The sequence below is a fragment of the Sphingomonas sp. IC081 genome, assembly GCF_006874585.1.
GTDB lineage: Bacteria > Pseudomonadota > Alphaproteobacteria > Sphingomonadales > Sphingomonadaceae > Novosphingobium.
This window is the reverse complement of record NZ_CP029762.1, coordinates 211,972-234,997: the sequence shown is the minus strand read 5'-3', so window position 1 is coordinate 234,997 and position 23,026 is coordinate 211,972. Positions and strand designations below refer to the sequence as shown.

Annotated in this window: 23 protein-coding genes and 1 pseudogene; 16 read left to right on the top strand and 8 right to left on the bottom strand. The window is 60.9% G+C overall.

Annotation, left to right across the window (positions count from 1 at the left end; genetic code table 11):
• Positions 1-46 precede the first annotated feature (46 nt).
• Positions 47-943 carry a LysR family transcriptional regulator gene (locus DM450_RS19495; protein ID WP_142638351.1) on the bottom strand — a complete coding sequence of 299 codons (897 nt, stop codon included), beginning with the start codon at positions 941-943 and terminating at the stop codon, positions 47-49.
• Positions 944-1,087: 144 nt separating this feature from the next.
• Here DM450_RS19495 and bdcA point away from each other — a divergent pair, with 144 nt between their 5' ends.
• The 4 genes from bdcA to DM450_RS19475 all read left to right on the top strand — a co-directional run bounded on the left by bdcA (position 1,088) and on the right by DM450_RS19475 (position 3,891).
• On the top strand, positions 1,088-1,801 hold the full coding sequence (gene bdcA, locus DM450_RS19490) for an SDR family oxidoreductase (protein WP_142638349.1): 714 nt from the start codon (positions 1,088-1,090) through the stop codon (positions 1,799-1,801).
• 73 nt (positions 1,802-1,874) lie between these two features.
• A complete protein-coding gene (locus tag DM450_RS19485; RefSeq protein ID WP_142638347.1) occupies positions 1,875-2,213 on the top strand; it encodes a hypothetical protein in 339 nt (112 codons plus the stop codon).
• Between the two features lie 65 nt (positions 2,214-2,278).
• Complete coding sequence (locus DM450_RS19480; RefSeq protein ID WP_142638345.1) at positions 2,279-3,166, top strand: LysR family transcriptional regulator; 888 nt, start codon at positions 2,279-2,281, stop codon at positions 3,164-3,166.
• Positions 3,167-3,525: 359 nt separating this feature from the next.
• Positions 3,526-3,891, top strand: coding sequence for a MarR family transcriptional regulator (locus DM450_RS19475; RefSeq protein ID WP_221889503.1), 366 nt, complete (start codon positions 3,526-3,528; stop codon positions 3,889-3,891).
• A 4-nt stretch (positions 3,892-3,895) separates the two neighbouring features.
• Here the strand turns inward: DM450_RS19475 and DM450_RS19470 are convergent, their stop codons facing one another.
• Complete coding sequence (locus tag DM450_RS19470; RefSeq protein WP_142638341.1) at positions 3,896-4,138, bottom strand: hypothetical protein; 243 nt, start codon at positions 4,136-4,138, stop codon at positions 3,896-3,898.
• A 151-nt stretch (positions 4,139-4,289) separates the two neighbouring features.
• Between DM450_RS19470 and DM450_RS19465 the strand changes: the two genes are divergently transcribed.
• Complete coding sequence (locus tag DM450_RS19465) at positions 4,290-4,610, top strand: hypothetical protein (protein WP_142638339.1); 321 nt, start codon at positions 4,290-4,292, stop codon at positions 4,608-4,610.
• Between the two features lie 1,061 nt (positions 4,611-5,671).
• Here the strand turns inward: DM450_RS19465 and DM450_RS19460 are convergent.
• The gene (locus DM450_RS19460; RefSeq protein WP_142638337.1) at positions 5,672-5,914 is read right to left on the bottom strand and encodes a hypothetical protein; all 243 of its coding nucleotides are present in this window, start codon (positions 5,912-5,914) and stop codon (positions 5,672-5,674) included.
• A 381-nt stretch (positions 5,915-6,295) separates the two neighbouring features.
• Here DM450_RS19460 and istA (DM450_RS19455) point away from each other — a divergent pair, with 381 nt between their 5' ends.
• The 3 genes from istA (DM450_RS19455) (at position 6,296) to DM450_RS19445 (ending at position 9,257) form a co-directional block, all read left to right on the top strand.
• Complete coding sequence (gene istA / locus DM450_RS19455) at positions 6,296-7,759, top strand: IS21 family transposase (RefSeq protein ID WP_260610094.1); 1,464 nt, start codon at positions 6,296-6,298, stop codon at positions 7,757-7,759.
• Positions 7,756-8,613, top strand: coding sequence for an IS21-like element helper ATPase IstB (gene istB / locus DM450_RS19450; protein ID WP_142632411.1), 858 nt, complete (start codon positions 7,756-7,758; stop codon positions 8,611-8,613). The genes istA (DM450_RS19455) and istB (DM450_RS19450) overlap by 4 nt, the downstream gene beginning before the upstream one ends.
• 164 nt (positions 8,614-8,777) lie before the next feature.
• Positions 8,778-9,257 carry a hypothetical protein gene (locus tag DM450_RS19445; protein WP_142638335.1) on the top strand — a complete coding sequence of 160 codons (480 nt, stop codon included), beginning with the start codon at positions 8,778-8,780 and terminating at the stop codon, positions 9,255-9,257.
• A 149-nt stretch (positions 9,258-9,406) separates the two neighbouring features.
• Here DM450_RS19445 and istB (DM450_RS19440) read toward each other — a convergent pair whose 3' ends face one another.
• The 3 genes from istB (DM450_RS19440) to DM450_RS19430 form a co-directional block, all read right to left on the bottom strand.
• Positions 9,407-10,135, bottom strand: a complete 729-nt coding sequence (istB, locus tag DM450_RS19440; protein WP_013831348.1) for an IS21-like element ISSsp4 family helper ATPase IstB — start codon at positions 10,133-10,135, stop codon at positions 9,407-9,409.
• Complete coding sequence (gene istA / locus DM450_RS19435) at positions 10,122-11,636, bottom strand: IS21 family transposase (RefSeq protein ID WP_142632652.1); 1,515 nt, start codon at positions 11,634-11,636, stop codon at positions 10,122-10,124. Before istA (DM450_RS19435) ends, istB (DM450_RS19440) begins: the two co-directional genes overlap by 14 nt.
• 76 nt (positions 11,637-11,712) lie before the next feature.
• Complete coding sequence (locus DM450_RS19430) at positions 11,713-12,339, bottom strand: hypothetical protein (RefSeq protein ID WP_142638333.1); 627 nt, start codon at positions 12,337-12,339, stop codon at positions 11,713-11,715.
• Positions 12,340-12,811: 472 nt separating this feature from the next.
• Here DM450_RS19430 and DM450_RS19425 point away from each other — a divergent pair.
• Positions 12,812-14,175 (top strand): IS3 family transposase gene (locus tag DM450_RS19425; protein ID WP_142638330.1). Its coding sequence is split into 2 segments (ribosomal slippage): positions 12,812-13,159 and positions 13,162-14,175, totalling 1,362 coding nucleotides; the frame shifts between segments, so codons are not numbered across the junction.
• An 835-nt stretch (positions 14,176-15,010) separates the two neighbouring features.
• On the opposite strand, the gene DM450_RS19420 is transcribed toward DM450_RS19425, so the two are convergent.
• Positions 15,011-15,844 (bottom strand): IS5 family transposase, encoded by an 834-nt coding sequence (locus tag DM450_RS19420; RefSeq protein WP_142632654.1) that lies wholly within the window; start codon positions 15,842-15,844, stop codon positions 15,011-15,013.
• 135 nt (positions 15,845-15,979) lie between these two features.
• On the opposite strand from DM450_RS19420, the gene DM450_RS19415 reads away from it, so the two are divergent.
• The 4 genes and pseudogenes from DM450_RS19415 to DM450_RS26335 all read left to right on the top strand — a co-directional run bounded on the left by DM450_RS19415 (position 15,980) and on the right by DM450_RS26335 (position 18,617).
• The gene (locus DM450_RS19415) at positions 15,980-16,252 is read left to right on the top strand and encodes a hypothetical protein (RefSeq protein ID WP_142638328.1); all 273 of its coding nucleotides are present in this window, start codon (positions 15,980-15,982) and stop codon (positions 16,250-16,252) included.
• Positions 16,245-17,639: a hypothetical protein gene (locus DM450_RS19410; protein WP_142638326.1), complete on the top strand. Its 1,395-nt coding sequence runs from the start codon at positions 16,245-16,247 to the stop codon at positions 17,637-17,639. The genes DM450_RS19415 and DM450_RS19410 overlap by 8 nt, the downstream gene beginning before the upstream one ends.
• A gap of 60 nt (positions 17,640-17,699) precedes the next feature.
• Positions 17,700-18,020 (top strand): annotated as a pseudogene (locus tag DM450_RS26565) (restriction endonuclease); the annotation flags it as partial.
• A gap of 27 nt (positions 18,021-18,047) precedes the next feature.
• On the top strand, positions 18,048-18,617 hold the full coding sequence (locus tag DM450_RS26335; protein WP_260610583.1) for a hypothetical protein: 570 nt from the start codon (positions 18,048-18,050) through the stop codon (positions 18,615-18,617).
• A gap of 114 nt (positions 18,618-18,731) precedes the next feature.
• On the opposite strand, the gene DM450_RS19400 is transcribed toward DM450_RS26335, so the two are convergent.
• A complete protein-coding gene (locus DM450_RS19400) occupies positions 18,732-19,679 on the bottom strand; it encodes an alpha/beta fold hydrolase (protein ID WP_142638322.1) in 948 nt (315 codons plus the stop codon).
• 345 nt (positions 19,680-20,024) lie between these two features.
• Here DM450_RS19400 and DM450_RS19395 point away from each other — a divergent pair, with 345 nt between their 5' ends.
• The 3 genes from DM450_RS19395 (at position 20,025) to istB (DM450_RS19385) (ending at position 22,769) form a co-directional block, all read left to right on the top strand.
• Positions 20,025-20,375 (top strand): winged helix-turn-helix transcriptional regulator, encoded by a 351-nt coding sequence (locus DM450_RS19395; protein WP_142638320.1) that lies wholly within the window; start codon positions 20,025-20,027, stop codon positions 20,373-20,375.
• Positions 20,376-20,479: 104 nt separating this feature from the next.
• The gene (gene istA, locus DM450_RS19390) at positions 20,480-22,000 is read left to right on the top strand and encodes an IS21 family transposase (protein WP_142637815.1); all 1,521 of its coding nucleotides are present in this window, start codon (positions 20,480-20,482) and stop codon (positions 21,998-22,000) included.
• Positions 21,990-22,769, top strand: a complete 780-nt coding sequence (istB, locus tag DM450_RS19385) for an IS21-like element helper ATPase IstB (protein ID WP_132470100.1) — start codon at positions 21,990-21,992, stop codon at positions 22,767-22,769. The genes istA (DM450_RS19390) and istB (DM450_RS19385) overlap by 11 nt, the downstream gene beginning before the upstream one ends.
• The last annotated feature ends 257 nt before the right edge of the window (positions 22,770-23,026 follow it).

Below are 23,026 nucleotides of genomic sequence, written 5' to 3'. Positions count from 1 at the left end.
GCCTCGCGCTCGGGTCTGGATCCCGCTATCCGTCACGCCCGACGGATCAGCGCTCCCAGTATTGCGGATCGCCAAAGCTGCGGCGCAGGCTGTCCGCCAACGCCCGGATCTTGGCCGAGGCGCCGTGATCGCGCGGATAGGCCAGGAACAGTTCGGCACCCTCGGCCTCGAGCCCGACGTCGATCTCCACCAGCGTCCCTTGCGCCAGCGCCTCGTGCACGAAAAACGAGGGCAGCAGGGCGATGCCGAGCCCGGCCACGGCCACGTCCCTCATGACGATCCCGTTGTTCACCCGTAGCGCGGCGACCGGCCGCACGACCGACCATCCCCCCGGCGCCGCGAAGCGCCAGTCGCCCGACCGGTTCGCATAGAGAATGCCGCGATGGCGCTCGAGATCGGCCAGCGATGCCGGAACCCCAGCGCTTGCCAGATAGGCTGGCGCGGCCACCAGCAGGCGGCGGCTTTTTGTCAGCCGCCGCGCGATCAGCCTGCCATCCCCCACCGCGCCGTGCCGCAGGACGGCGTCGAAACCGCCCGACGTCGCATCGACAAAGCCGTCGTCGAGTTCCAGAGAAACCTCGATCTGCGGATGACCCTCAAGGAACCGTGCCAGCGCCGCGCCGAGATGGAGGATGCCGAAGCCGACCGGAGCGGAAAGCCGCAGCGGCCCCGCCAGCGTGCCGCTGCGCGCGGCGAGTTCCGCCGCCGCCTCTTCCGCCTCGCGCAGGATGCGCTGCGCCCGCGGCAGGAAGGTCTGCCCACCGTTGGTGAGCGACAATTGCCGCGTGGAACGCTGAAGCAGCGTGGCCCCCAGCGTGCGCTCCAGTTCGGCCAGCCGCTCGCTCACCACCGACTTGGCAAGGCCAAGGCGCCGCGAAGCCGCACTGATCGAGCCTGCTTCCACCGTGGTGACAAAGGCAACCACGCCATCGAGCTTCATCATCGTTCGGAAATCCCGTCGACAAGGTTCCAATTCTTCCGGCTAGTGCGAACGATGCCCGCATAGCATCTTCCCGTCCAGAGGCTCCCGACCGAACGGGTGCCAACAGCAACCCACGCAACACCTTATCGAGAACGGAGATCTGACATGGACGAATTCACCGCAAAGAACGTACTGGTCCTGGGCGGCAGCCGGGGCATCGGCGCCGCCATCGTGCGCCGCTTCGCACAGGGCGGCGCCAGCGTCGCCTTCACCTATGCCGGGTCGCGCGATGCCGCCGAGGCCCTTGCCGCCGAAACCGGCGCCGAGGCGATCCAGGCCGACAGCGCCGCGCGTGATGCGCTGGTCGCCACGGTCGCGGCCCGCGGCGCGCTCGATGTCCTGGTCATCAACGCCGGTACGCTGGTGCTGGGCGATCCGCTGACGCTCGACGCCGACGCGGTCGACCACATGATCGACGTCAACGTGCGCGCGCCCTATCACGCCGCCGTCGAGGCCGGTCGCACGATGAACGACAACGGCCGCATCATCGTCATCGGCTCGGTCAACGGCGACCGCATGCCATTTGCCGGCGGCGCCGCCTACGCGCTCACCAAGTCGGCCGTGCAGGGCATGGTGCGCGGCCTCGCCCGCGATTTCGGCGACCGCGGCATTACCGTCAACAGCATCCAGCCGGGACCAACCGACAGCGACATGAACCCGGCCGAGGGCCCGATGGCGGCGACCATGCACAGCTTCATGGCGATCAAGCGCCACGCGCGCCCGCAGGAAATCGCCGAACTTGCCGCCTATCTCGCCGGCCCCCATGCCGGGATGATCACCGGATCGATGCAGACCATCGACGGTGGCTTCGGGGCCTGAACACGGCGTCTGGTCATGCGGCGCTCTCTCGGATAGGGGGAGCGCCGCAGTCACAGACAATTCCGGCAGACCCATGGCCCGCAAGCATTCCAAGCGCGATTCCTTCGAAGACCTGCATGACGACGAGGAAGCGGCGCCCCCGCCCGTCCCCTGCTGGCTCTGCGGGCGCCCTACCGGCACCACCATCGTGTGGCATCATCCGGTGCCCAAGAGCCGGGGCGGGCGTGACGTGGTGCCGATGCACTCGATCTGCCAGCAGACGCTGATCGCCAATTTCACCAATTCCGAACTCCAGCGCCACGGCACCAACGTCGAAGGGCTGCTGGACAATCCGGCCGTGCGCAAGTTCGTCGATTGGGTGGCCAACAAGGATCCCGACTTCACCGCGCCGATCACCAAGAAGAAGCGCTGAGGACTCGCCGCTGAGATCATTGCACCGTATGGAAGCCTAGAGATAGCCGATACAAGCGACGCTGCATGCTCAACCTGACGACCCTCAAGCTGTTCATCCGCGTGGCGGAACTGGGCAGCCTGTCGCGCGCGGCGGACGATGCCAACCTCGCCATCGGCGCGATCAGCCGCCGTCTCTCGCAACTGGAGCACGAACTCGGCGTCCCGTTGCTGGTCCGCAACGGGCGCGGCGTGGCGCTGACCCCGGCCGGTGATGCGCTGCTGGTCCATGCCCACCGGATCATGCGCGAAGTCGGCCTCGCGGTCTCCGACCTGTCGGACTACGCCAAGGGGCTGAAGGGCAGCGTCGACATCCTCGCCTGCACCTCGGCGATCACCCAGTTCCTGCCCGCCGACCTTGCCGCCTTCGGCCAGGACAATGGCAAGATCCGCCTCAACATCCAGGAAGTCTATTCCTCCGAAATCGTCGGCCGCCTGCGCGCGGGCGAGGCGCAAGTGGGCGTCATCATGGAAGAGCCCGGCACGCTCGGGCTCGACACCTGGAAATACCGCTGCGACCGCCTCGCCGTCGTCGCCCCGCCGCACGTGCTGTTCGGCACCCATTCGGTGCGTTTCCAGGACCTGGCCGAGCACGAATTCGTGCAGATGGGTTATGACACCGCCAATACCCGCCTGCTCGCCCGCTCCGCCGACGAACAGGGCTGGCCCTTCCGCCTGCGCGCGGCGGTCGACAGCTACGACGCCGTGTGCCGGATGATCCAGGCGGGCTTCGGCATCGGCATCCTGCCGAGCGAGGCGGCCAAGAACTTCATCGTGCCGATGGGCCTCAAGCTGGTCGAACTCGACGAGCCCTGGGCGCTGCGGCAGATGCTGCTCGCCGCCGACGCCGCCAGCCTGAGCGGCCCGGCTCGCCTGCTGGTGGAATTCCTGGCCGCCCGCGCCCCACTTGGCTGAACGCCCGCAGACTTCAGGTATCGGCCGAGCGCAGACCCTGACGAGCGCCTTGCTGGCGCAGCTTGCAGGGCAACCGTGCGATGCGGAATTTGTCCAGGCCGCCCAAGGATGCGCATACATTTTGCCCCATCCAAACATCATGCGATAGAGCAAGCCGGACTATCCCCGGCACTGTGCAGCCAGTATAGAGCCTCGATATAGAGCGAGGTAGCACCGCAATGCAGCCGACGATCCCGGCCCCGGACGACAAGAAACAGACTGCACGGTCGTACCCCCATCCTTTTCAGGGGGCGGGCCATACGGAGGCGCGGCAGGTTCCGGTCCTGCTGCACCGGGCGCGCGATGCAATGGCCACGCGCATGCGCTTGATCTTCGATCCTTACAATCTGACCGATCCGCAATGGCGCGTCCTGCGCCTGCTGAGCATCGAAGACGAAATCGACGCGGCAGACCTTGCCGCCCGTGCCTTCCTGCTGGGCCCGAGCCTTTCACGGATTGTCCGCCATTTGTCCGAGCGCGGCCTGATCCTGCGACGTGCCAGCAAGGAGGACGCGCGTCGCTACCTCCACGCGATCACGCCGGCCGGCATGAAACTGGTACGCGAAATCGTGCCGCAGTTCGATCCGCTTTACGAACGGATCGAGCGCGAACTGGGCATCAAGGACCTCCAGCGCCTGAACGCCACGATGGAGCGCTTGGCGGAAATCCTGTCCGAAACGCCCTGACGTTTCAGGGCCTGACGGCACCTGCGTAGAAGCCGTCGAGATCGCGCTTCATGGCCGACAGGGCGCTGGCATCGACATAGGCCATATGGCCTGTCTCATAGTACCCGAACCGCACGTTATCGCGCAGGCCGGCGGCCAGTTGCATATGCGCATCGACATCACCCTTGGTGGGGAGGATCGAAATACCCTCGGGACTGTCACAAGCAGCGAGGAAGAACAGGAATGCGAGGGGGAAATATGACTTCACGAATTGAAGATCACACACACAGTTGATGTCCGCAATGGGGCGTGTGCCGAAATTCCGCCACGCGCCCAAGTTGGTCGTTCAGAGGCCAATTTGACGCGCCGAGCTGCGGTCGGTCTGGTTTCCTTTTCGACTAGGTTCGTCAACAGCCGGATTGACTGGCTTTCAGCCAGGCAGCAGCTATGTTGAAGGGATGGAAAAAAGCCTCTGCATTGCAATACTGCCGTTGGCCCTCATCGCATATTTCGTTCAAGGCAAGATCGCCCCCATAAAGCTCATCGCTTGCGGTGGGCTTGCAATAATGGTTTCGCTTGGCGCGGCATTTGCGGGAGCAGTGATGCCTGCGACCCGCGATCTATCTGACGCCACTGCCGAGATGCTTGTGATCGGTATCGGCGCGATTGGCGTCTTCGGTGTGATGTTGGTGGTGCCCGCGCTTTCTAGCATCATTTTCCGTCGACAGCGGGGAAGCTAAGGACGCGCATGCACTGGACCGTTTGGCGCCCAAGTAGGCCGCTCGAGGGCCGATATGATGCGTCAGGGAGCGGCCCGTCCGCTTTCCCTTGCCGACCAGATCGACCAGCAGCTTAGATGGGTGGGAAGCGGACGCTTAAGTCATCGCCCTTCGGCATGCCAAACCTGGATGCGGCGAGCTAAAATTAGGCCAAAAATTGCGGATGCACCGAATGCCAATCGGTCGTGAGAGCCGAACCAACCAAGGCTCAGATAGTAATTCAGAGCCGAAGGAATAAGTGTGACCAGCATTAGAACAGCACAAATTATCATGCCCTGTGGAGCGGATTTCCAGAAGTCACGAGCAGGCATGCCGCAATCCGTCCATGAATGTTAATTGCTCCCCGAGCATCTAGCCAAATCTAGAACCTCTGCAACAGGGTTGACGCGATGACCGCAATGGGGCGTATGCAGCTGGCCCGCATTGCGCCCTAGCCAGATGCTCTAGGCGCGATCTGATGACCTTGGAAGCAGCCATTCAATGCCAGCCCGTCGGTCAGTCGTTGCGCTGGTTGGGAAGAAGGTGTGGGGAATCTTGCGAATGCCAGATTCATCGCTGTGATCGCAGATAGGTAGTCAGTGCCGGAACGGCTGCCAGGCGGCTGATCGTGCACTCGCGAGCCGACGCGCTGTTCTCACCAACGAAACGAAAAACGCCCGTAGAGAAGCCGGGCGGCACTAGCCCATGATTGGCGGTGCTGCCGTCCACCTTCGCGCCACAACCCGCCGCTGCCTTTATAACTGCAGCAGCTTCAACGCCCTCGGCGACCCAATACCATCCTGTGGTGGGCTGATCCCAGTAGGCATGGTCACGCGACGGATAGATATCCGGCGTGGAGCATCCGGTCAGCACTACGCTTAGTAGCAGCACTCTCATCGTCACCCCCGTCGAGGTCTATTGACGATGGAGCAGCGGCGGCAATGTTGCGGCTGCAACGGGGTGCAAGTGGAAATTCTGCCACGCGCCCAAGTTGGTCGCTCAGTGTTCGAAGGCGCGCTCCCGAAACCGGTCATGCCGGAAAACTACGAAATTGGGCGAGATGGTGTGCCGAACTGGTGCCGGTCAAAAATTTCGACTTGAGCCAAGCTATCGCCCTCGTTCCAGATCGAAACCCAGTTGTCGGGATGCACATCAATTGAATGAGGATGCCCATCATCGAGAATTACTGCAGCTTCGCCACCCGGAGGGACCTCGTATTGATCGCAAATTGGCTCGATGAAAATCGTAAGTGGGGTCGCCAGGTAATTTCGAATGGGCAATCGCATTCCGAGGCTCTTTCAATTAGCTTGGCCGAAGAGCCTACGTTGGTATCTCGACTTCCGCAAAGGCTCCGATTCGGCGATTGCCTAGCGCCCTTGTCGGTCGTTGTAGGGCGGATTTGAAGCACCCGAAATCTGACAGTTCGCTTTACTTATCGATCAGTGTCGCGCGACATTCAGGTTGAGAAAGCGCGACAAACAAGATGAGAATCCTGCGTTCCGGGATTGGCGAAGGGCGTAGCCCGTAGCCGATCCCGGAACGCAGGAGGCGCCTTTTGAAGGGTGCCTGTGATGGTCGTGGTGGTCGCTATGCATTGGGTTTTCCCAGGGAGGAGGACCTGACGTGTGGCGGGCCGACACATCAACGATCATCAGGTGAGACTTTTCATGACCCACAGACGTAACGATCCCGTCGCCCTGGCGGCGGCCAAGGCCGGTTTCAGCCCGGCGACCGGCTACCGGGTGCTGCAGGATGCGCGCCTGCGTTCCCAGCGACAGGCGCCGCGCGGCCGACGGCGGCCTGATCCGCTATCAGGCATTTTCGAAGAAGTCGTCGTGCCGATGCTGGAGGCCGCCCCCGGTCTTCGTCCTGTCGCGATCTTCGAGGAACTGCGCCGCCGGTACCCGGATACCGAGTTCGGCTCACGACGAACCCTGGAGAGGCGTATTCGCGACTGGCGCGCTCTGAACGGCCAGGATCGGGAAGTCATCTTCAGGCAGGTTCATGAACCGGGTCGGCTCGGCATGTCCGATTTTACGTGCATGAACGATCTGGACGTCGCCATCGCCGGGGCACCGCTGGATCACTTGCTCTATCACTTCCGCCTGCCTTGCGGTGGCTTTGAACATGGGCATGTCATTTTGGGCGGCGAGAGTTTCGTCGCCCTGGCCGAAGGGCTGCAGAATGCGCTCTGGTCTGCCGGCGGAGCGCCCAGGCTCCACCGCACCGACAGCCTGTCGGCCGCCTTCCGCAATCTGGACGCCGATACGAAGGCCGACCTGACCAGGCGGTATGACGCCCTATGCGCCCATTATGGAATGGAGCCGACGCGCAACAACACAGGCATTGCTCACGAGAACGGTGCGATCGAGAGCGCCCACGGCCATATCAAGGCCGCAGTGAAGGACGCGCTGTTGCTGCGCGGAACCACGGACTTCACCGACCTTGCCGATTATCGCCGCTTCATCGACGAAGTCGTGACCGCAAGGAACCGGCGCCATGGTCCCGGCATCGATGCCGAACGCAAGGCGCTGCGATCCCTCCCAAACATGCGGACAACCGATTACGAGGAAGTCCTCGTGACGGTGACGTCCTCGGGCGGCTTCACCCTGCGCAAGGTGTTCTACACGGTCCCCTCGCGCCTGATCGGACATCGCCTGCGAGTGCGCCTTTACGACGACCGTCTCGATGTCTTCATCGGCGGCACAAGGCTCATGACCCTGCAGCGCGGCCGCGCCGGTGCGAACGGCAAGCACGGCCACGTTGTCGATTATCGTCATGTCATTCATTCCCTGCGCCGCAAGCCGATGGCCCTGCGGGGATTGGTCTATCGTGACAGCCTGTTCCCCCGCGCGCCCTACCGCCTCATGTTCGAGCACTTGCTGGACGCCGTGGGCGAGAAAGAAGCCTGCCGGATCATGGTCGAGCTTCTGGCCATGGCCCACGAGCGCGCCTGCGAGGCGGAGCTCGCCCATCTCCTGGAGGAGGACCTGGCGATCCGCAGGATCCCATGCCTGGCGGCATTACGGGCACGCTTCAGCCCCGATCCCGCCACTTTACCCGAAGTCGTAGTCGAGATGGTGTCGCTCTCGATCTACGACGGGCTGATCGAACAGGGAGAAGCAGCATGAGCACGGCTCCCATGATCGACGCACAGCGCCTGAGCCTGATGCTCAATGAACTGCGCCTGCCAACCATCAAGCATATCTGGGGAGATTTTGCGGCCCAGGCGGATAAGGAAGGATGGCCCGCGAGCCGGTTCCTTGCAGCTCTCGCCGAACACGAACTCGCCGAACGCGATCGCCGCCGGATCGGGCGTCATCTTGCCGAAGCCCACCTGCCGGCGGGCAAGACACTGGACTGCTTCGCCTTCGAGGCTGTGCCAATGATCTCCAAGGCTCAGGTCATGGCCCTGTGCGCCGGCGATGGCTGGCTCGACCAGGGTTCCAATCTCATCCTGTTCGGCCCGCCAGGCGGCGGTAAAAGCCATCTGGCGGCGGCGATCGGCCTGGCATTGGTGGAAAATGGCTGGCGAGCGCTGTTCACCCGCACCTCCGACCTCGTTCAGCGTCTGCAGGTCGCTCGCCGCGAACTGACGCTGGAATCCGCCATCGCCAAGCTCGACAAGTACCATCTGCTCATCCTCGACGACTTCGCCTACGTCTCGCGCGATCAGGCGGAAACCTCCGTCCTCTTCGAATTGATCAGCGCCCGATACGAACGCAGATCCTTGCTCATCACCGCCAACCAACCCTTCGGTGAGTGGAACCGCGTCTTCCCGGACCCGGCAATGACGCTCGCTGCAGTCGACAGGCTCGTACATCACGCCACGATCTTCGAGATGAACGTCGAAAGCTATCGCCGGCGCACAGCCCAGGCCCGCCGCACCGGGGCTGGACGTCCTGCCGCCTACACCACACCCAAAGTCCTCGAGACCATCCGCGACAATCAGGATGAGAACGAGGTCCTTGCCAGCGACAATTAAAATCGGCACTGAATGACGCGCCGCGACAATCACATTCTCATCCTGATTGACGCGCAATCCTCATCCTGTTTGTCGCGCTACAGATCAGATCAGCCAGTTTCAGAAACCGGCCGGGAGCAGTCTGAGGGAATTGCCGATTGGCTGGAATGCGGTAAGCCTCAGGCATGGAACTCAGGTATGTGCATTTATCGCCGGAACAAAGCCCGCCAGAACTAACTTGCGGCCCGTTCCGCGCCCTGGTTGTTTCCGATGTGACGGTTACAAAAGAATGGCGGCATCGCATCGCCAAATGGCTTGTGGCGAGCGGCTGCCTATATGTCATTGCTTGGGGTCTTGAGTGCGAAGACTGGCACGATTCCGTTGATTGGGCGGTCCTCGAAGAGTTCGATTTTGGTGATATCCCCGACCACAAGTTCGTAATGACGACATGGCACGCTATCGAACCATTGTCGGAGGCAATGTGGTTCGCCGGACAATGTGCTTTTCACCCCGACGTCGAACTTGGAGCAACGGTAGTCCTGGACGTTGCACCTGCGGCTAGGGAAGCCGAGATTATGGACGCCTTCCTTGCGAGCCAAGAGTGTCAACCGGCGCGCAAAACTGACCCCCTATCGGCGCCCAATATTGACCCCACCTTTCGGTAGTCTGGCGGTTATCCCGGTAGTCGATAGGAGGGGCCCACGGACGACGACGCGCACCGTCAGGTGTGCTGGCGGCGGCGTCCGTGGGAGGTCCCTGTTGACCCACCGGGTTAACCGCCGGGGATGGGGGTCCGGGGGAAGGGGTTTTCGGCTCAGTTCCGGTTTTTGAACCGCCAGCTGTCATTGCCCGTCTCGATGATGTCGCAGTGGTGCGTGATGCGATCGAGAAGAGCGGTGGTCATCTTGGGGTCGTGGAAGACGCTCGGCCATTCGCCGAAGGCGAGATTGGTCGTGATAATGACCGAGGTCTTTTCGTAGAGCTTGCTGATCAGGTGGAAGAGCATCTGGCCACCGGACCGGGCGAACGGCAGGTAGCCGAGCTCGTCAAGCACCACGAGATCAAGCCGCGAGAGTTGGGTGGCAAGGCTGCCGGCCTTGCCCAGGCGAGCCTCTTCCTCAAGCCGGTTCACCAGATCGACCGTATTGAAGTATCGGCCTCTGGCACCGGCGCGCACCACTGCGGCGGTGATGGCGAGAGCCAGATGAGTCTTGCCCGTGCCTGTTCCGCCGATCAGCACGATATTGCGCCGTTCCGGCAGGAACGAGCCCGTATGAAGCGAGCGGATCAGTCCTTCGTTGATCGGCGTGCCATCGAACATGAACCCATCCAGGTCCTTGATCGCCGGAAGCTTGGCTGCGGTCATGCGATAACGGATCGATGCCGCATCCCGGTGCGCCGTCTCCGCACGCAACAGGTCGCCCAACATCTCCATGACCGTTCTGTCTCGGCGGATGCCGTTGGTGACGGCATCATCGAAGGCCGCCACCATGCCCTTGAGCCCCAGCCCCTTGAGGGCGGCCATGATCTCATGCCGCTGCATCGAGGTCTCGCACGGTATCGTAGCGGCCGCAGTTCGCCTCTGGCGGATGCTTGAGCTTCAGGTTGACGACGACGTCCATAGCCTGGGCATCATGAGGCTCGCGGCGACGGGACAGGATGTTGAGGATGATCTCGTCGCTGATAGTACCGGCGCTGAGTGCCTCGCGCACTGCGGCCTCGACAGCCTCCAGGCCATCTTCGGGGACAGCGGCGAGGACGCGTACAAAGCGCCGGTCGGCATCGTCGCCCTTGCCCAACTTACGCCGCAATTGGGCCAGTGCAGGTGGGAGAGCCCAGTCCTGGAAGGGAGCACCATTGCGCAACGCACCGGGCTTGCGGGCGAGGATGGGCAGGTAGTGCCATGGATCGAAGATTGTCTGGTTCCGGCCGAAGACCCGTTCGTGTTCGGCCACGACAGCGCCGTCGCAGCGGATCACGATGCGCGTTGCATAGGCCCGCACCTGCACAGCCTGATGGGCCGCCTTTGCCATCACCGAGTACCGATTGCGATCGAAGCTCACGAGGCACGTCGAACTGGCTACGTGTTCGCTCTCGAAGAACCCGTCGAAGGGAACCGGTAGCGGTTGCAGCATCGGCCGCTCCACCTCCAGCGCCTGCGCGATCGTCATGCCTTCCTGGTCAGGATGCTGGTTGCGTTCCGCCCAGCGCCGGCACTCGGCTTCCAGCCAGATGTTCAGTTCCTCGAGGCTGGCAAAGCGCAGGCGCGGCTTGAACAGGCGCTCCCTACTGGTCTGAACCTGGTTCTCGACCTGACCCTTCTCCCACCCTGCGGCAGGACTACAGGCCACCGGCTCAACGCGATAGTGGTCCGTCATGATCAGAAACCGCCGGTTGAACAGGCGTTCCTTGCCGGTGAACACCGTCGTCACCGCCGTCTTCATATTGTCGTAGATGCCGCGCGTCGGAATCCCACCGAAGAAGGCAAAGGCGCGGGCATGTGCGTCGAACACCATCTCTTGCGTCTCGCGAGGATAGGCACGGACAAATGGTGCCCGTGACCAGCAAAACCGCATATGCGCGACCTTCACGCGCATTGGCTTGCCGGCGATCTCGACGTCCTCATGGCTCCAGTCGAACTGGTAAGCCTCGCCGGGCCGGTACATCAACGGGATGAACGCCTTGGTCATATCGCCGGCGTCAACGCGACGCTCACGCTTCCAGCGTGCAGCATAGCGCCGCACAGCGTCATAAGAGCCGCCAAACCCTTCGCGCTGAAGCAGATCATGGATCCGCGTCATGCGAAGCCGGTCACGCCGGGGCAGCCCTTCGTTCTCTTCAAGCAGTTCTTCCAGGCGAGTGCTGAAAGGGCCGGTCTGCGGCCGATGCTGTTCCTTGCGCTCGTAACTGGCATCCGCGTTCGGCGCCCGGATCGCCTTGCGCACCGTGTTGCGCGACAGCCGCAAATCCCGCGCTATCGCCTTGATCGGCTTACCGTCCCGGTGCTCCCGACGGATCCTCGTAATCGTCTCCACAACCAACATCCCTGTACCCGCCGTCCGGAACCGAAACGGCGGCGCTTCTCACAATGAGATGAAGGGGGTCAATTTTAGACGCCGATCACCCCGCTAAGGGGGTCAATTTTGCACGCCGCTCCACAGTTATGCTGCCCGCGAAATTTGGCCGGCCATGAATTTCAGCGGTGTAAATTCTCTCATTTTTTAGATCGGGTTTTCCAAACTCAAGCGCCGCAACCGGTTTCCCGCGATAGAAACTCTCTATAGCCGCCTCAAGTTTGTCTTCCGATCCGTCATCAGAAGAGAGGCTATGGTAGATGTGATGGATGACGTAATGGGTAGGAAGCGACCTCTTCTTGGAGGCGGATATCAGCCCCAAGGACAGGGCGGTGAAAAAGCCATCAAGCCGCCTGATATCAACGCGATACGCGACCCCCTGTCCAGCTTTCACTGCGCCTTCCGAAAGCATCTTGCGAAGTTTGCCTTGCTGATGCTTCAACTGGGGTGCGACAGACCTCATCCACACCTCGCGCGCCCTGTTGTTCGGCGACGCGTTCATGCAAATCTGCGCTATAGCATATAGGTCATCCTGAGATTTTCCGGTATTGTGGGCGTGGCAAGATTTCACCGTAAGAAGCTGAAACCGCTCATCCTTCGGAAAAAATGCCTTAGGCGGCACGTGTTCCGTCGTCGTTCCCTTCGCTGTACAGCCTTGATAGTAGCAGCTCACTCGCTTCCTTCCCTACGCGGTCTCAGGGCCAGTTCTCGCCAACGGCCATCCTCTAGCCGTTCCCACTCGTTGCACAACATTCACCACGCGTACCCCGGCAGGTTCGTGCAAAAGCGAGCTTGAAGCGCGCTATTTCTGAAGCCCGAGAACATCCCGAGCGAAAAGTTCGCACCGCGCTTCGGCGCGTATTCTTGGGGTCGCACCAGTCACAACATATTTGCGGTTCATCGACTGAAGCCCTGGGTGAGAGCCCTGAAACGCAGGATTCCGGCCAACCAGACCCACCGCCAGCACTGCCGGGGCGCTCAACGCCACCAAGTGCTGCACGTCAGGGGGTAACAGGCGGCGAAGCCGCTCCACGTTGTGCGTCTCCTGGACTTCCGCGTCTGTCCCCCGTCAGCACCCATGGCACAGATTTGAGGTTGTGATTTAAGGAGGGTTGGGGCTTCGTCGTAGTGACGAAGGAACGAAGATGAAGTCCCAACCCTCCTTGAAAAAATCGCCGGTGAAGGCCCCTGCTGAGCGGGTGGTAAAGGACATTCGGCGCCAGACCCGGCGCCATTTCTCGGCCGAGGACAAGATCCGCATCGTGCTCGACGGCCTGCGCGGCGAGGACAGCATTGCCGAGCTGTGCCGCAAGGAAGGCATTGCCCAGAGCCTGTACTACACCTGGTCCAAGGAGTTCATGGAGGCCGGCAAACGCCGCCTGGCCGGTGACACCGCCCGCGCCGCGACCACCGGCGAGGTGCAGGACCTGCGCCGAGAGACCCGGGCGCTCAAGGAATGCGTGGCCGACCTGACGCTGGAAAACCGCTTGCTGAAAAAAAGCATGATTGCGGATGGGGGCGACGACGAATGAGATATCCTGCATCCGAGAAGCTGGAGATCATCCGGATCGTCGAGCAGTCGCACCTGCCCGCCAAGCGCACGCTGGAGCAGCTCGGCATCGCCCGTCGGACGTTCTACCGCTGGTACGACCGCTACCTCGAAGGCGGGCCGGAGGCGCTGGAAGATCGGCCATCGGCCCCGAGCCGGGTGTGGAACCGCATCGCGCCCGAGGTGCAGGATCAGATCATCGAAATGGCGCTGGATCACAGCGAGCTCAGCCCGCGCGAGCTGGCGGTGCGATTTACCGACGAAACGCGCTACTTTGTGTCCGAAGCCACGGTTTACCGCCTGCTCAAGGCCCGCGACCTGATCACCAGCCCGGCCTATGTCGTGATCAAGGCCGCCGATCAGTTCCACACCAAGACCACCCGGCCGAACGAGATGTGGCAGACCGACTTTACCTACTTCAAGATCATCGGGTGGGGTTGGATGTATCTCTCGACCGTGCTCGACGACTTCTCGCGCTACATCATCGCCTGGAAGCTGTGCACCAACATGCGGGCCGAGGATGTGACCGACACGCTGGACCTCGCCCTTGCTGCCTCGGGCTGCGACAGCGCCACGGTGCTGCACAAACCTCGGCTGCTGTCCGACAATGGCCCCAGCTACATCGCCGGCGAACTGGCGGAATACATCGAGGCCCGGAAGATGAGCCATGTGCGCGGCGCCCCGATGCACCCACAAACCCAGGGCAAGATCGAGCGCTGGCACCAGACCCTGAAAAACCGCATCCTGCTGGAGAACTACTTCTTGCCCGGCGACCTTGAGGCCCAGATCGAGGCCTTCGTCGAGCATTACAACCACCAGCGATACCACGAGAGCCTGAACAACGTGACGCCCGCCGACGCCTACTTCGGCAGAGCGGCAGCCATCATCAAACAGCGTGAAAGGATCAAGCGACAGACCATCGAACATCGGCGCTTGCAACACCGCAAGCTCGCCGCATAACATCAACCCCCAGACGAGGCCCGCTCTCCGCTATTCTACGCCGCGATCTGCGCCAAATGTTCTGACGACGGACAACGATGACCTCGATGTCACCGACCATAAGGCCGTAGCGCGAGGGTACGAGTTCTTCCGCACCGCCTTCGGGGGTTTCGACGTTGCTGTGGAGTTGCATCTTCCTGTCCTTCTGAAAATCTTGTCTCGATCAAGACGAGGGCGAAGCTACAGCCGTGCTATGGTGGAAACGATTGGCGTGAGGCAGTGCGCGATCTATCCTCTAGGACAGGTACCGTACTATGATCACATAGTCGGCATGTGCCCTGCAGCTTGCTGCAGTTGGGATGAAGGTGAACCTTGCGTTCGTCGATCGGCGCGAGGGTTCCCGAGCGCAGGATAATCGATAGCTCGCAACCGCCAGTTCAAGGGGCTGCCGGATTCGTTCTGGATCACGACGACCAGCAGCGACAACCGCTTCGGAAAAAATGCCTTTCTTTTACGTCTTCCCGCTCAGGCCCGGCTAACCCAAGCGTCGCCTCAACGACTTCCCAATAAAAAAACGGACTTCATTCGATTGCATATCTTCACTCAAACCGAGCCGGTAACGGGATCTGCACAGAACGAAATCTCCCGCAGCAGCAGAGAACGACGCAAGATCAACAGAGATCATTCTGGCCATTCAAGCCCGTTTATCCATGGGATTTCACTTAGCTTCTCGGAGCCACGCAATCGACCAGCCGTTTTTCATAGATAACGGCCAATCATGATCATTATCGATCTTGTCTGCCCTCCGATATTCGCAGATGATGGAGTCCGTCTAAGAGCCCGATTCAAAAGTGTCTCAAGCGTAGCAATATCTTGCGGTTCTGCGGATGAGCATGCGGATAGAAGCGATCGTGGCCCAGGCGGTAGACGAGGCGATGGTCGCCTCCCAGTCCTTTGCGAGGCGGCGGCACCGCCCCAGCCAGGCGAACGTGCGCTCGACGACCCAGCGGCGCGGGAGGACTTCGAAGCCCTCGGCCTTGTCGGAACGCTTGATGATCTCGATTACCCAATTCCCGACTTTGGCGAGTGCTCTCCTGAGCTTGTCTCCGGCGTAGCCACCATCGGCGAAGATATGGCGCAGCCAGGGGAAGCGCTGGCATATGCCTTTGAGCACGTCGACGGCGCCATCACGGTCCTGAATATCGGCGGTGTGCACGAGGATGGAGATCAGAAAACCGGAGGTGTCGGTCAGGATATGACGCTTGCGGCCTTTGACTTTCTTGCCCGCGTCATATCCACTCGGGCCGCCGCTTTCGGTCGTTTTCACGCTCTGGCTATCGATGATGCCCGCACTGGGAGAGGCTTCGCGCCCCTCGATCTCTCGCAGGTTCATGACCAGCAGCGTGTTCATCACCTCGAACAATCCCGCGTTACGCCAGGCGTAGAAATAGCGCCGAACCGTCGAGACCGGTGGAAAGCACTTGGGCAGCAGGCGCCAGGCACACCCGGCCGAAGCCAGATAGAGCAGCGCGTTGGCCACTTCGCGCATATTCGTGCTGCGCCGCCGACCGCCTTGCTTTGCCGGGGGAATGAACGGGGCCACCAGCGCCCACTCCTTATCCGTCATGTCGCTTGGATAACGCAGTCCCTTGCGGCTATGCTCCTCTCGAGCAATGCCAGTCCATGCCATTGATCACTCCATCTCTCGCAAGGACGGCGTGAATCATAACATGCTGGTATTGCTCAACAACTTTTGGATCGGGCTCTAACGATTTAGCAGCGTTAGACGGCGTGCGGGGGCACGTCATCAAGGGGGGCAAAGCACATGGCAACGCGTGCGCAAATTTGGCAAGCAGCACAGTCTGCTGTTCGAGATGAGGTGCGATCACATCGGCCGCGGCAGCATGTCTGGACAGCAGTGAAACCGGAAAGCTTCGGACTGGACGCCGATGGTTGGTTGATCTGGTCAAGGGCCATGGTCAAGCGCTTCAATGATGCAGGGGTCACTGCGGCGCCGATCGACATATCCGACACCAAGCAGCGCGGATATGTCGACAAAGTGCTACTGGATTTCGCAAAGGCGCTCCGTGATGCGTAAAGTGACGCTTCCCCTGCTGCTGAGCGGTGTGACGTTGCTGATCGCAACACCCGCGCAGGCTGACGACCTAGCCTCCGCCACCAGCAGCATAGATATCGCATGTGCTGGCATAACGTCAGCCACTCCCATAAAGCAGGCCAAGCTTGCCGAGGTCACATTGGTGATCGCCGGGCTTCAGCCGTCGGAACTCCTCGGTCTTGTAACAGCCAAATTAGGACGCCCACCCAGCAGCGACGAGCTATCCGCAACCGCACTGCTGCTGGTGCGCGATACGTCGCTGCTTCCCAAGGCCGTCGCCGATCAGGTCGACGCCATCACAGCGACGATGGCCAATAATCTCACCTATGACGATGGCCTCCTTATCAAGAAGCTGGTCGTCCGAGGCGCTCGCAAAGATCAGTCGCCTTTCGAGGATGGCCTGGAGCTCGTCTGTCCGGGCAAAACCGAATTGGCGAGCATAGATGGTGCAGTCGTTCCTCGTGAGGACAAGGAAGGGCATGGAAAGGGCGAGAACAGTTTCGTTCTCCGTGCGAAGCTTGAAGATGCCACCGTGGCCTCCAAGGATGCGAGCGGCTCGTTCCAGGGCTCCTATGCACGGACACGTTCGACCGATCTCGACGGCGAAACCAATTGGACAAAAACCATAGCCGTTCAGGGCGTGGCCGCGCTCCGCGTTGCCGGCGATTCCAAGAGCAGTTATCTCTACGGTTACGGGGACTATGCGCTCAATCAGGTGCGCAAACGCTCTGCGCCAACCCCGACCCCCGAGGAAAAGGATGGCAGCAAGGATGACGTCAACGCCCTGGAAGTGGGCGCTTATGCCTCCGCGCCCATCGGCATCTCCCAAAGCTTCATTCTTCGCAGTTCGGTCCGAGCTGGCGGCGTATTCGATTTCGAGCATGGCGCACGGCGCCTCGTTGCCGGCTTCCGCTTTCAACCCGTCCTTTCAACGCTGACCATCGGGCCGGCGCGATATCCCTTATGCGGCGTCGGCTTCTACTCGGACAGCATCTTCGGCCTACCGCTCGAGGCGCGATGCACGGGCGCCCTACGCGCCGATGCCAGTGAGGTCCTCAAGGCAGGAAGCGCGGAACTCACTGCCAAGGACGAAATTCTGGCGCTTGGCGGCGAACTCGGATTCGAATTCCGTCCGCCGCTGAGGGGCAACGAGCCAGGCGATGGCCTTGTCGGCGGAGTGACCTATCGTTACCAACAAACCATTGCTGGCGACGCGCCCAGTATCGACCGATTGGATCTGACCCTCAAATACCGATGGTGGATCAACAAGCTCGCGGTCGATTTCGGGCTCACCTTCGCCGATGGCATCGAAACCAAAAGCTTCGCGGATGAGAACAAGTTTGGCGTAACCTTAGGAATTCTCTACTGAAGCATACGCTTGGCATCATAATCTCCAGCACTGCGAGCGTGCGCGACCGAGGGCCCAGATTTGAGAAAGAGTGACCGGCCGGGGAAGAAACTGGAGCGGCTCATTGCCTCATTGGAGCGCACGCTAGCGTCATCGAATGCGACAATCGAAGCGCCGTGCCGGCGGTTGAAGGACCGGGACACCAACCGCCGCCGAGAGCATGACGTGGTCATCACGTGGGACTTTGGGCATCACGTGTTGATCACCGCTATTGAATGCCGGGACCGCTCGCGGCCCGTTGGCGTCCCGGAAGTCGAGAGTTTCGCCAAAAAGTGTGAAAGGACCGGCGTTAATCACGGTGTGATCGTATCAGCCCGGGGTTTCAGAGATTCCGCGAGGGAGAAGGCGGATGCTTGCGGCATCCTATGCATGAGCCTCGAGGATGCGGGGGCCTTCGACTGGCTTCCAATTCCGACCTGCGTGTTCGGATACACCAAGAATTTCGGCCACGTAGACCTTCGGTTGATGTTCGAGCTTGAGGCTCCCGAGACCGTCGGAGCAGTGCATGACGTGACCGGCGCCACCGTGAGCCAAGATCAAATCGTACAGATGGTTTCAAATCTTGTTCCGCTACCGGACGATGTCGATGATAAAATCGGGAAGCTGATCCCTGTCTCGCTTCGCATGAACTGTCCTGGATGGACCATGAAGGACGATCTCGGGAAAATCTGGCAATTGGATCACATCATGGCCCGAACCACATTGCAGATCGATCGGACAGTGTCGTCTTTCGATCTCCACCGTTACTCCGGGGGTGGGAAGTCCTACAATTTCGCGAGTTGCGACGTCAAAATCGCGGGCCTCCACGGTCAAATCGTGATGGTACAAAATGATGACGAGGAAGTCGGCATATGGCTCATTCCTGACAAGACCCCGGTGCCGTCAGTCACTGAACGTACGCGCAGTGAGGCAAAGGATGGAATCAGCACCGATGGCTGAGACCTAGCCAAAAATGCGGGGCCATCTCGCGAGCATTTCCGTTCGACGGCGCCATCACCCAATCCCCATTGCAAGCAGGCTCAAACCCGTAATTCACGGCGCGGGATTGGCGCTTTACCGCGCCACTGGAGCCGGAATAAAAGCGGAAACAGCCGCAATGACCTGTTGCGGTTGTTCCTCCGCGACCCAATGCCCGCTGTCGGTGATCGTTACCGTCTTCACATCCGTTGCGACATTACGCAGGAGGATACCGATGGTTTCACCAAGCCCCCCGGATGCCCCGACCCCCAGCACGGGAATAGCCAGCGGTTTCTTCGAAAATTCGCGATTATCAAGCTCGTCCTGCGCGAAGGCGCGGTAATACTCGAAGCCACCTCGCAGCGCGCCCGGCCGCGCATAAGCGACCGCGTAATAGTCTTCCGATTCCGGTGTCAGTGCGCTGGTGTTCACAGCCTCGACGTTCCTGAACCAGCGAATGAATTCACCTTCCTGCCCCGTGATCAGCATCTCGGGAAGGTCACGCACGCCGAAGAATTTGAAGTGCCATGTCCGCGGCGTCGCCGATATCTCTTTCCAGGGGTCTACGCCTGGAAGAGGCACATCCATGATCACGAGACGCGAGACGTCACTCCGATATTGCGCGGCATAGGCGTAAGCGATCATTCCGCCTATGTCGTGCCCCACCATGGTAACACGTGCCCCCAGTCCGAGTGCTGCAACCAGCGCATGAACGTCCCGGGCCACATTTGCCTTTTCATACCCATCCGCGGGCCGTCCGGTGTCCCCCAACCCCCTAATGTCAGGAGCGATAACCGTGTGCCCACGCGCAATGAGCGCAGGCATAACGTAGCGCCACATGTAGGAGGTCTCGCCCCAGCCATGGAGAAGAACGATCGGCTCGCCGCGGCCGTGGGCGATCAGATAGTGATACTGGACGCCATTGATTTCGATCTTGCCGTCTTGAATTGCAGCCTTGGCATCTGCCGTCGGCGGCGAAGCCATGGCGGTCGTGGGAGACACGGTCACGAGAAGAAGGGCGGCGGCTAGCCAAGCCTTGCGCATTGGAATTGCTCTCAGCAAGATGGGAAATAACCCGTGTGCCACGCGCTGGGGGGTGGATGATATCATCCCAAAGCTCAGTGATGGCTATCCAAGCATCGAGCTCTCCCTGCCCTATTCATGAGCATGACATCCCTCGCTTCGCGAGCCACAAACGGGGTTCGCCAACGGCGGCGACTTGCACCCGGTATTCGGGAAGACTCATGGGCCGATGCGCGGTCCGGCTCGGGTTTCCTCGTCGCCGGAGATCTGCGGCCTTCGCGGGAGCTGCCATTCCTGATTATGGCAGCCTTCCTCGTCGGGCCTCATCGTCCTCAGGCCAATAGGGTCATTGGAGAATAGCATCAGATGTCGGTACGCCGCCTTCCGGAAACTGACACCGATCATCACCGATTCATCGATGTCATCAATCTGATTGGCAACAAGTGGACGGTGTTGATCGTCATAACCCTCCTCAGTTCGCCGAAGCGCTTCAACGAGATCAAGCGCGCGGTAACCGGCATTTCTCAGCAGATGCTCACCCGGACGTTGAAGGCGCTCGAGCGAGACGGCCTGGTGACGCGCACGGTCCATCCGACGATCCCTCCGCAGGTCGAATATGCGCTGACTACGCTGGGGAATTCACTTTCCGAGCCAGTGATGGAGCTTGGAGCTTGGGCAACGAGAAACCTCGACGAGATTGAGACCCATCGCTGTTGATTGCCACTGAGATGTGACCCGGGGGGCGTATAAATTACCATTGAGAATTGACCCATGTTTCCCTCGCCTCCGGCTGCCAGTCGGAGGGTCGTGGAGTGATCGACATGGACTTACTCAGTGTGATCCGCCGGTGGCATTTCCGGCAGAAGATCTCCATTCGGGAGATCAAGAGGCGGACCGGCCTGTCCCGCAATACCATCCGCAAATATCTGCGTTCTGACGCGATTGAGCCGAGCTTCAAGGTTCCGATCCGGCCGAGCAAGCTCGACCCTTACGCCGAGAAGCTGACGGCCTGGTTGCGAGTGGAATCCAAGAAGTCCCGTAAACAAAGGCGGACTGCCAAGCAGTTGCATGCTGATCTGGTCGAGCTGGGATACGATGGCTCTTATAACCGGGTTGCCGCTTTTGCCCGACGATGGCGGACCGAGCTGCAATATGAGCAGCAGACCAGCGGGCGTGGAACATTCGTGCCCCTGGTTTTCCAGCCTGGCGAGGCGTTCCAGTTCGACTGGAGCGAGGACTATGCCGTACTGGATGGCAAGCCCACGAAGCTGCAGGTCGCTCATACCAAACTGGCGCATAGCCGCGCCTTCATCGTCCGCGCCTATCTGCTCCAGACCCATGAGATGCTGTTCGACGCGCTGACGCAGGCGTTCCGAGTGCTGGGCGGCGTGCCCCAGCGTGGGATCTTCGATAATATGAGGACCGCTGTCGACAAGATCGGGACCGGGAAGGCGCGGCAGGTCAACGCAAGATTTGCCGCCATGGCCAGCCACTATCTGTTCGAGACGGATTTCTGCAATCCGGCTTCTGGTTGGGAGAAGGGTCAGGTCGAGAAGAACGTCCAGGACGCTCGGCGCCGGTTGTGGCAACCGATGCCCAGTTTCCCTGGCCTGGCTGAGCTGAACGCCTGGCTGGAAGAGCAATGCATCGTCCAATGGAGCGATATCCAGCATGGCGTCATGCCCGGCACGGTGGCCGATGCGCATGCCGAGGAAGTTTCCTGCCTGATGCCGCTGGGCCGGCCCTTCGATGGCTTTGTCGAGCAGATCAAGCGCGTGTCGCCGACCTGCCTCATCGCCTTTGACCGCAACCGCTACTCGGTACCTGCCTCCTTCGCGAACCGACCGGTCAGCCTGCGGATCTACCCTGATCGTCTGGTCATAGCGGCCGAAGGCCAGATCGTGTGCGAACATGCCCGGCTCATCGAGCGCTCTCATCACAAGCCGGGACGCACAATCTATGACTGGCGGCATTATCTGGCGGTAATCCAGCGCAAGCCCGGCGCCTTGCGTAATGGCGCTCCCTTCCTCGAGATGCCCGAAGCCTTCCGGCAGTTACAGGGCCATCTGCTCAAGCGCCCTGGTGGCGACAGGGAGATGGTCGAGATACTTTCTCTCGTTCTGCATCACGACGAACAGGCTGTGTTGAGCGCGGTCGAGTTGGCTTTGGGGGCCGGTGTCGCCACCAAGACTCACGTTCTCAACGTGTTACATCGCCTCATCGACGGCAAGGCGCCTCCAGCTTCGCCGATCGATGCGCCTCAAGCCCTGCGCCTGACGCAGGAGCCCGAGGCCAATGTCGTTCGCTATGACAGGCTGAGGGATATCCGCCATGCGTCATGACCCCGCCAGCGCCGCGGTCGTCGTCATGCTGCGCAGCCTCAAGATGTTCGGCATGGCTCAGGCCGCCGACGAACTGATCGAGCAGGGCGCGCCTGCCTTCGATGCTGCCGTGCCGATGCTCGCTGGACTCCTGAAGGCAGAGATGGCCGAACGCGAGGTCAGGTCCATCGCCTATCAAATCAAGGCGGCCCGCTTCCCGGCCTATAAGGATCTGGCTGGCTTCGACTTTGCTGCCAGCGAGATCAACGAAGCCCTCGTCCGCCAGCTTCATCAGGGCGACTTCATGGAAAACGCCGACAATGTCGTGCTGATTGGCGGGCCCGGAACCGGCAAGAGCCATATCGCAACTGCGCTGGGCGTCCAGGCCGTCGAGCATCACCGCAAGAAGGTCCGCTTCTTCTCCACGGTCGATTTGGTCAATGCGCTTGAGCAGGAAAAGACCATGAACCGATCCGGCCAGCTGGCAGAACGCCTGCTACGTCTCGACCTGCTCATCCTCGACGAGCTGGGTTATCTGCCCTTCAGCCCATCGGGCGGAGCCATGCTCTTCCATCTGCTCAGCAAGCTGTACGAGCGCACCAGCGTCGTCATCACCACCAACCTAAGCTTCAGCGAATGGGCTGGCGTGTTCGGCGATGCCAAGATGACCACCGCGTTGCTCGATCGGCTAACCCACCACTGCCACATCCTGGAAACCGGAAACGACAGCTTCCGCTTCCGTGCCAGCACCGCTGCGCCAAAAGCCAGAAAGGAGAAGCCAGCATCTTGAACCTGCCAGGATACGGCAGCACATAACCCATACCCACCCGGGTCAATTCTCAATGGAAACCCTGGGTCACATCTCAGTGGCAATCAACATACTACCTTTGTCGCGGCGAGAATCTGCTCTGCCCAATCCGGAGCATTCTTCGTCGCGCCTATTCTGTCCACGAGTGGGCGAACGCCGGAAATATCGAGCGTCCACCAAGGCTGATCAACGGACGGTGCTTCCATTTCAGTACGTGACCTCACTGACGGGTAGTTGGC